Source organism: Streptomyces sp. NPDC104367 (assembly GCF_055583825.1).
In genome coordinates this window covers 183,575-191,125 of sequence record NZ_JBVJND010000021.1, presented here as the reverse complement: position 1 = coordinate 191,125, position 7,551 = coordinate 183,575, and the positions used below count along the sequence as shown (strand labels likewise).

The 7,551-nt window shown below is 71.5% G+C and carries 8 protein-coding genes; 4 read left to right on the top strand and 4 right to left on the bottom strand.

What is annotated here, in order from left to right:
- Positions 1-171 precede the first annotated feature (171 nt).
- Entirely contained in the window at positions 172-1,392 is a 1,221-nt protein-coding gene (locus ACZ619_RS29190) for an acetyl-CoA C-acetyltransferase (RefSeq protein ID WP_469604998.1), read from the bottom strand.
- Between the two features lie 31 nt (positions 1,393-1,423).
- Positions 1,424-2,170, bottom strand: a complete 747-nt coding sequence (fabG, locus tag ACZ619_RS29185; RefSeq protein ID WP_469604995.1) for a 3-oxoacyl-ACP reductase FabG — start codon at positions 2,168-2,170, stop codon at positions 1,424-1,426.
- 198 nt (positions 2,171-2,368) lie between these two features.
- On the opposite strand from fabG, the gene ACZ619_RS29180 reads away from it, so the two are divergent.
- The 4 genes from ACZ619_RS29180 (at position 2,369) to ACZ619_RS29165 (ending at position 6,220) form a co-directional block, all read left to right on the top strand.
- Positions 2,369-3,523 (top strand): CaiB/BaiF CoA transferase family protein, encoded by a 1,155-nt coding sequence (locus ACZ619_RS29180; RefSeq protein ID WP_469604993.1) that lies wholly within the window; start codon positions 2,369-2,371, stop codon positions 3,521-3,523.
- A 23-nt stretch (positions 3,524-3,546) separates the two neighbouring features.
- Positions 3,547-4,128: a DoxX family protein gene (locus ACZ619_RS29175; protein WP_469604992.1), complete on the top strand. Its 582-nt coding sequence runs from the start codon at positions 3,547-3,549 to the stop codon at positions 4,126-4,128.
- A 38-nt stretch (positions 4,129-4,166) separates the two neighbouring features.
- Positions 4,167-5,324, top strand: a complete 1,158-nt coding sequence (locus tag ACZ619_RS29170; RefSeq protein ID WP_469604989.1) for an acyl-CoA dehydrogenase family protein — start codon at positions 4,167-4,169, stop codon at positions 5,322-5,324.
- A gap of 86 nt (positions 5,325-5,410) precedes the next feature.
- Positions 5,411-6,220, top strand: coding sequence for an acyl-CoA thioesterase (locus ACZ619_RS29165; protein ID WP_469604986.1), 810 nt, complete (start codon positions 5,411-5,413; stop codon positions 6,218-6,220).
- Between the two features lie 33 nt (positions 6,221-6,253).
- Here the strand turns inward: ACZ619_RS29165 and ACZ619_RS29160 are convergent, their stop codons facing one another.
- Together ACZ619_RS29160 and ACZ619_RS29155 are read right to left on the bottom strand one after the other, a co-directional pair.
- Positions 6,254-6,562: a hypothetical protein gene (locus ACZ619_RS29160; protein WP_469604984.1), complete on the bottom strand. Its 309-nt coding sequence runs from the start codon at positions 6,560-6,562 to the stop codon at positions 6,254-6,256.
- Positions 6,563-6,693: 131 nt separating this feature from the next.
- Positions 6,694-7,512 carry a FadR/GntR family transcriptional regulator gene (locus tag ACZ619_RS29155; protein WP_469604982.1) on the bottom strand — a complete coding sequence of 273 codons (819 nt, stop codon included), beginning with the start codon at positions 7,510-7,512 and terminating at the stop codon, positions 6,694-6,696.
- Positions 7,513-7,551 lie beyond the last annotated feature (39 nt).

Sequence of the window (7,551 nt, the reverse complement as noted above, 5' to 3'; positions counted from 1 at the left end):
GGGGGGGGGCGCGGCGCGGGGGGCCGCCCGGCCCGGCGGGGGGGGCCCCCCCCCCCCCGGGCCCCCCGGGGGGGGGGGGGGGCCCCCCCGGGGGGGGGGGGCCCCCCCCCCCCCCCGACGGCGACATCCGCAGACCGCCGCCAGGCTGTCGCGGGAGCCTCGGCCGTCCGGTCAGGGCCGCTCGAAGATCGCCGCCAGGCCCTGGCCGCCGCCGATGCACATGGTCTCCAGTCCGTACCGGACACCCCGTCGGTCCATCTCCCGGAGCAGGGTGGCGAGGATCCGGCAGCCGGTCGCGCCGACCGGGTGCCCCAGCGAGATCCCGGAGCCGTTGACGTTCAGGCGCTCGAAGTCGGCAGTGGTCAGTTCCCACTCCCGGGTGCAGGCCAGCACCTGGGCCGCGAACGCCTCGTTCAGCTCGATCAGATCCATGTCGGACAGCTTCAGCCCCGCCCGGCCCAGGGCCTTGGCGGTGGCGGGTACGGGGCCGATGCCCATCGTCTCGGGCGGCACCCCGGCGACGGCCCAGGACACCAGCCTGCCCAGCGGACGCAGCCCCAGTTCGGCGGCGCGCTCGGGATGGGTGACGACGCAGAGTGCCGCGCCGTCGTTCTGTCCGCTCGCGTTGCCGGCCGTGACGGTGGCCTCCGCGTCCTGACGCCCGAGCACCGGGCGCAGCGCGGCGAGTGCCTCCAGCGAGGTCTCCGGCCGCGGGTGCTCGTCCGTGCCGACGACCGTGCTGCCCCCGCGGGTGCGTACGGCGACCGGAACGATCTCGTCGGCGAAGCGGCCGTCGCGCTGTGCCGCCACCGCCTTCCTGTGGGAGTCCAGCGCGAGACGGTCCTGCTCCTCGCGCGGGATGGCATACCGGCGCCGCAGGTTCTCCGCGGTCTCCAGCATGCCCCCGGGCACCGGATGATGAAGCCCTCCGGCGGTGACGCGCCCGCGGGCGAGCCTGTCGTGCAGCGTGGTGCCCGCCGCCTTCACCCCCCACCGCACGTCGGTGGTGTAGAACTCGGCCTGGCTCATGGACTCGACGCCGCCGGCGAGGACGAGGTCGCTGACGCCGGTCTGCACCTGCATGGCGGCGTTGATGACCGCCTGGAGTCCGGAACCGCAGCGGCGGTCGAGCTGCAGTCCGGGCACTTCCACGGGCAGGCCCGCGTCCAGGGCGACGACCCGACCGACGGCCGGGGCCTCGCCGTTGGGGTAGCACTGTCCGAGAAGGACGTCGTCGACGGCTTCGCCGGGGATCCGGCAGCGGTCGAGGACGGTGCGCACCAAAGTGGCGGCGAGGGTGGTGGCGGCGACGTCGCGGAGGACACCACCGTAACCGCCTATCGGAGTGCGCAGGGGTTCACAGATCACCACGTCCCGCATGTGGACGGCCATGGCTCCAACCTCTCGACGGGGGACAAGGGGCTCACATGTGGCGTCCGCCGGTCACCTCTATGACCGCGCCCGTGATGTAACCGGACATGTCGGATGCGAGGAAGAGCACGGTCCGGGCGACCTCGACGGGCTCTCCGGCGCGCCCGAGCGGGATGTCGGCGAGTTTCCCCTCCCAGACCGCCCGGGGCATGGCCTCGGTCATCGCGGTGCGGATGAGTCCGGGCTGTACGGCGTTCACCCGGATGCCGTGCCCGGCGAGTTCCCGGGCCGATGCCTTCGTCAGGCCGACGATCCCGGCCTTCGCGGCGCTGTAGTTCGTCTGGCCGAAGTTGCCGACCTTGCCCGCGATGGAGGAGATGTTGACGATGCTGCCGCCCTGCCCCTGCTCGCGCATGGCCTCCGCGGCCTGCCGGGTGCCATGCCACGCGCCGCCGAGGTGGACGTTCACGACCGCCTGGAAATCCTCCGGGGACATCTTCCGCATGGTCGCGTCGCGGGTGATACCGGCGTTGTTGACCATGACGCCGACCGGGCCGAACTCCTTCGCGCACTGTGCGACGAGGGCTTTGACGTCCGCCTCGTCCGTCACGTCGCAGCGCAGGGCCGCCGCCCGGATCCCTTCGGCCCGGAGCCGCCGCGCGGCGTCCTCCGCCGCCTCGCCGTCGATGTCGCCGAGGACGACTCCGGCGCCCTCGCCGCCCAGCACCCGTGCTGTTTCCCAGCCGATCCCTCTCGCCGCGCCCGTGATCACCGCGTTGCGTCCGGCCAACAACCCCATTCGAGACTCCCTCTGACGAGTCCGCTCCGACGAGTGCGTCACGCTCGGGCCCGAGTCTGGACCACGGGCCGATCAACCCAACCAGGCTATCAATGAAAACAATTATATGATAACTATCAGTGCGTGCATCGCTGCGGTGCGCTCGGCGCGGGACCCGGAACGGAGCCGACGGAGTCGAACCGGTTGTGGAGGTGGGCCGTGCGGCCGCTGGAAGGCATCTCGGTCGTGGAACTCGGTATATGGGTGGCGGCCCCGGCCGCCACGGCGATGCTCGCCGACTGGGGAGCCGACGTGATCAAGGTGGAGGCTCCCGCCGGCGATCCGAACCGGTACACGCTTCGGCACCTCGGACAGGACACCGACAGCGCCCCGCCCTTCGAGACCGACAACCGCGGCAAGCGGAGCGTGGTGCTGGATCTTCGGTCCGCGGCCGGGGCCCGTGCCTGCGAGGGGCTCCTCGGCCACGCCGATGTGTTCATCACCAACCTGCGCCCGGGCGCCCTGCGGCGTCTGGGACTGGACCCCGCGTCCCTGCGCGAGCGCCACCCCCGCCTCGTCGTCGGAACCCTCACGGGGTACGGCTGGGAGGGACCCGAGCGGGACCGCGCAGGCTACGACGTCTCCGCGTTCTGGGCCAGGAGCGGCATAGCCGCCATGCTCAACCCGGACGACCAGGCGCCGCCCGGGATCCGTCCGGGAATGGGCGACCGCGCCGCCGCGGCCAACCTGGTGGCGGGGGTGCTGGCCGCGCTGCTGCGCCGCGGACGCACCGGAGAGGGGACCGTGGTCGATGTGTCCCTGCTGCGCTCGGGAGCCTATGCCAACGGCAACGATCTCGCGCTGCAGAACTTCTTCGGCAAGCGTGGCCGCACCCGCCCCCGCACCGAGCACGAGTCCCCCCTCTACAACTCCTACCGCGCCGCAGACGGCCGGTGGTTCTGGCTGATCGGCCTGGAGGGCGACCGGCACTGGCCCGGCGTGGTCAAGGCCCTGGGCCGCGACGACCTGGCGGCGGACCCGCGGTTCGCGGACGCCCGGTCCCGCCGTGCTCATGTGCGCGAACTGATCGCGGAGTTCGACGACGAGTTCGCGAAGCGTCCGCTCGCCCGGTGGGCCGAACGGTTCGACGCCGAGGGAGTGTGGTGGGCACCAGTGCAGACGCTGGAGGAGGTGTGCGCCGATCCGCAGGCCGAGGCCGAGGGGGTCTTCGTCGAGCAACCCGGCATGGGCGGCACACGTCCACTGCGTACGGTGGCGACACCCATCCGCTTCTGGGACGACGACACAGGCCCCGCTTCGGGTGCACCGCAACTGGGAGAGCACACCGCAGAGGTGTTGCGGGAACTCGGCTGACACGAACCATCGGGAGGCAGTACATGCTCGGCACGGTGATCCCCACAGCAGCGGTCGAGGACGCCGCGGCGGCGGCGCGCGGCCGCGACACGGCCGCGCTGCTGCTGCGCGCGACGCTGGGCCCGATGCTCGTCGCACACGGCTGGAACAAGGTTCGCGGCCCCGGCGGGCTGACGGGAACCACCGGCTGGTTCGAGGCACTCGGCCTGAGACCGGCGGCGGTGCACGCCCGGCTGGCGGCGGGGACCGAAATCGCGGCCGGCGCGGGAATCGCCCTGGGGACGGCCGGTCCGCTGCCGGCGGCGGCAGCGGTCGGCCTGATGGCCGTCGCGGCGCGCACCGACCACCGCGGCAAGGGATTCTTCGTCTTCAAGGGGGGCTGGGAGTACGTGGGCGTGGTGGGAGGCGCGGCTGTCGCACTCGCCACACTCGGCCACGGCCGCTACTCGGTCGACGGCCTGCTGCGCCGGCAGCGTACCGGGATCCGTCCGGCGCTGGCCGCGGCAGGACTCGGGACGGCGGGCGCCGCGGCGCTCCTGGCCCTGTGCTACCGGCCCGGACCGGTGCCGCAGGACGAGAAGGACAGCTCTTCGGAGCACACGTGAGACCGTCACGGCGGTCGCGACCTGTCGAAGGAGTCGAGATGGATCCGGCTGACTTCAGCGCGGTGCTGGCCGAGGTACGACGCTTCGTCCGGCGGGACGTCGTACCCCTGGAGGCCCGGATCGACGCCGAGGACGCGATACCCACCGGCATACGCGAAACGGCCAAGAAGATGGGGCTGTTCGGCTTCGCGCTGCCGCAACGGTACGGCGGGCTCGGGCTGTCGGCCCACGAGGAGGCGCGGCTGGTCTTCGAACTGGGATACACCACCCCGGCGCTGCGCTCCATGTTCGGCACCAACAACGGCATCGCCGGACACGTGCTCATGATCGGGGGAACGGAGACGCAGCAGCAGCACTGGCTGCCGAGGATCGCCTCGGGCGAGGCGCTCGCGTCGTTCGCCCTGACCGAGCCCGAGGCCGGTTCCGATCCGTCGACCCTCACCACCCGGGCCCGACGGGACGCCGACGGCTGGGTACTCGACGGCTCCAAGCGGTACATCACCAACGCGCCTCTCGCCGATGTGTTCATGGTGTTCGCCCGCACCGACGCCGACGCCCCGAAAAGGAGGGGAATCTCCGCCTTCCTGGTACCCGCCGGCACGCCCGGTCTCAAAGTGGCCCCACGCGACCACAAGATGGGGCAGTTCGGTGCCTGGACCGCCGATGTGCACCTCGACGCCGTACGGGTGCCGGCCGACGCCCTGATCGGCGGCGAGGCGGGGCTGAACCGGGGCTTCGGCATCGCGATGGGCTGCCTGGCGCACGGCAGGGTGCACATCGCGGCGCTGTGCGTGGGGCTCGCCGAGAGGCTGGTGGACGAGTCGGTGAACTACGCCCGGACGCGCCGGCAGTCAGGAGCGCTCATCGGGTCGTTCCAGCTCGTCCAGGGCCTCATCGCCGATTCGATGACGGACTTCTACGCCGGGCGGGCCACGGTGCTGGACGCGGCCGGCCGTTTCGACTCGGGCGAGGACACCCGGATCGGCCCGTCCTGCGCCAAGTACTTCGCGAGCGAGATGGTCTGGCGGGTGGCGGACCGCGCGGTACAGGTGCACGGCGGTGCCGGCTACATGCGGGGGGTGCCTGTCGAACGCTTCTACCGGGACGCCCGGCTGTTCCGCATCTACGAGGGCACCAGCCAGATCCAGCAGGTGCTCATCGCCAAGGCGCTGCTCGGCGCCGCGGCGCGGGGCTGAACGCAGGCGGGCCGCCACAGCCGGCCCGCCCCCGCGAGACCCTTCGTCCTCGTCGTCCGTGCACACGCTCTGGAGAGTCCTTGCTCATGTCCGACGCGTGGGAGGGCCTGCTGGCCTCCGTCGATCTGCGCCCCGCCCCGCAGGCGGCGGGACCGTCCGTGTTCACCGCTCCCAACCTCCCGTCGGGGCCTTCGTTCCGGCTGTTCGGCGGCCAGTTGCTGGCACAGGCGGTGCGCGCCGCCGAGCTGGCCTGTCCGGGCAAAACCGTGAAGTCGCTCCAGATGCAGTTCCTCCGGGCGGGCCGGACCGAGGAGCAGGTCCACTACGAGACGGAAGTGCTGCGCGACGGCAGGACCTTCGCCGCGTGCACCGTGACCGCCCGCCAGCGAGGGAGCGTCCATGCCTTCGCCAGCGTGTCGCTGCACGCACCCGAGGAAGGCCGCGTGGTCCAGACGGTACCCGCGGTTCCCGGCCTGCCGGACAGCGGACACCGGGCCGTCCTCGATCTGCTGCCGTGGGAGTGCCGGACGACCGCGGACCTCGATGCCCTCGAACCGGCTCCCCCGACGCTGGAGTTGTGGATGCGCATCCCTTCGGCGGACGCCTGTGTCGCGCCCGCCCTGATCGCGTACGCCACGGACCTCACGCTGATCGGTACGGCGCTTCGTCCGGTCGAGGGGGTGGGCCAGTCCACGGCGCACAGCAAGCTCGGCGCCGCGGTCACCACGCACAGCTTCTGGGTCCACCGGCCGTTGCGCACGGGTGACTGGCTGCTGCTCCGGCAGCACGCCCCGAGCCTCGCCCAGGGCCGCTGCTTCGGACGCGGTGACGTCCTGCGTGCGGACGGCACCCTGCTCGCCTCCTACGCGCAGGAAGCGATGCTGCGATTTCCCTGAGCAGGTGTCCGCGGAACCGGGCTCCGCCGCGCCTCAGTCCGCCGGCGGCAGCTCCCCCTCGGCCTCCGGCGCGCAGAGCACGAGCACCGCTCGCGCCACCAACTCCCCTGCGCCGCCGAGGTGTTCACGATAGTACCCGGTGATCCTGCGCACCGCCTCGGAACGAACCGGGTCGGAGCCTCGCGGGTTCCCGGGATGCGGAAGCCTGGCCGCCACTGCCCGGCGGCGATCGAGAAGCGCGACGATCTCGGAGTCCAGGAGCCTGAGTTCGGCCAGATCGTCGGTATGAGCGGCGTAACGCTCGGCACCGGAAGGAGAAGCGGGGACGGGGAGAGCAACCACAGGTGGACCTCCGGCGAGGAGTTACACGTCGACCGTACCTACTGCGAGACTACCCACCAGCCCACCTTCTGTATCTATTTTTGACAGCTATGGACGACGGACGCCGGCCCTCCCGGCGCCTTGGAAACCGCTCAGCGCTCCACACCACTGAGCGTGTCGAAAGCCTCGACGCCGCTGAGCAGGTTCGCCACCACCGTCTCGTGTCCGCTCGAAACGAGCGTGTTGGCATGGGCGGCGTGCAGGTGCGAGGCCGCGATCGAATTCGCCTTGTCGACGTTGCCTTTCTCGATCTCGTCGACGAGCCTCTCGTGGGCGCGGAGCGCGGCCCTCATGGTCTTGCGTGCCAGCGGCGAGGACGGGTCGTCCTCGGCGTCGATGCCTTCCGCGACGTCGCGCCACACCATCGACTCATGAGACGACCAGATCAGCTCAAGCGCTCCGATGACCACGATCATCGCCTCGTTGCCGCACAGGGCCACGAGCTGGGCGTGGAAGCGGCCCGAGTGACGCAGGTACGCCTCACTGTCCCCGATGTCCGCCCGCTGCTCCTCGATGACGCGGCGCAGGACCGGGACCACCTCGGTGGCCCGGTCCTCCCGAGCCGCGCACAAGCCGGCGCAGACGGGTTCCACGTAGCGCAGCGCGGTGCTGACGTCGACAGGGGAAGCGGAGCGGTTCTGCAGCACCATCGCGATCATCTGCGCCGCGCGCTGGGCCGAGGGGGCATGCACGACCGCGCCGCCCACATTGCCCCGGCGGACCGTGATCAGCCCGTCGGTCTCGAGAATCCGCATGGCCTCTCGAAGCGCGGGAAGGCTGACCTGGTATTCGTTGAAGAGCCGTTCCTGGTTGCCGAGAACGTCCCCTTCCCGGAGCCGGCCGCTCAGGATGTCCTCACGCAGTCGCGACGCGACGATCTCCGCGAGCCTGGGTTGCCGCAACTGACGCATCAACGCCTCCGATTGAGTATTCCCCGGTCATCACCGAGC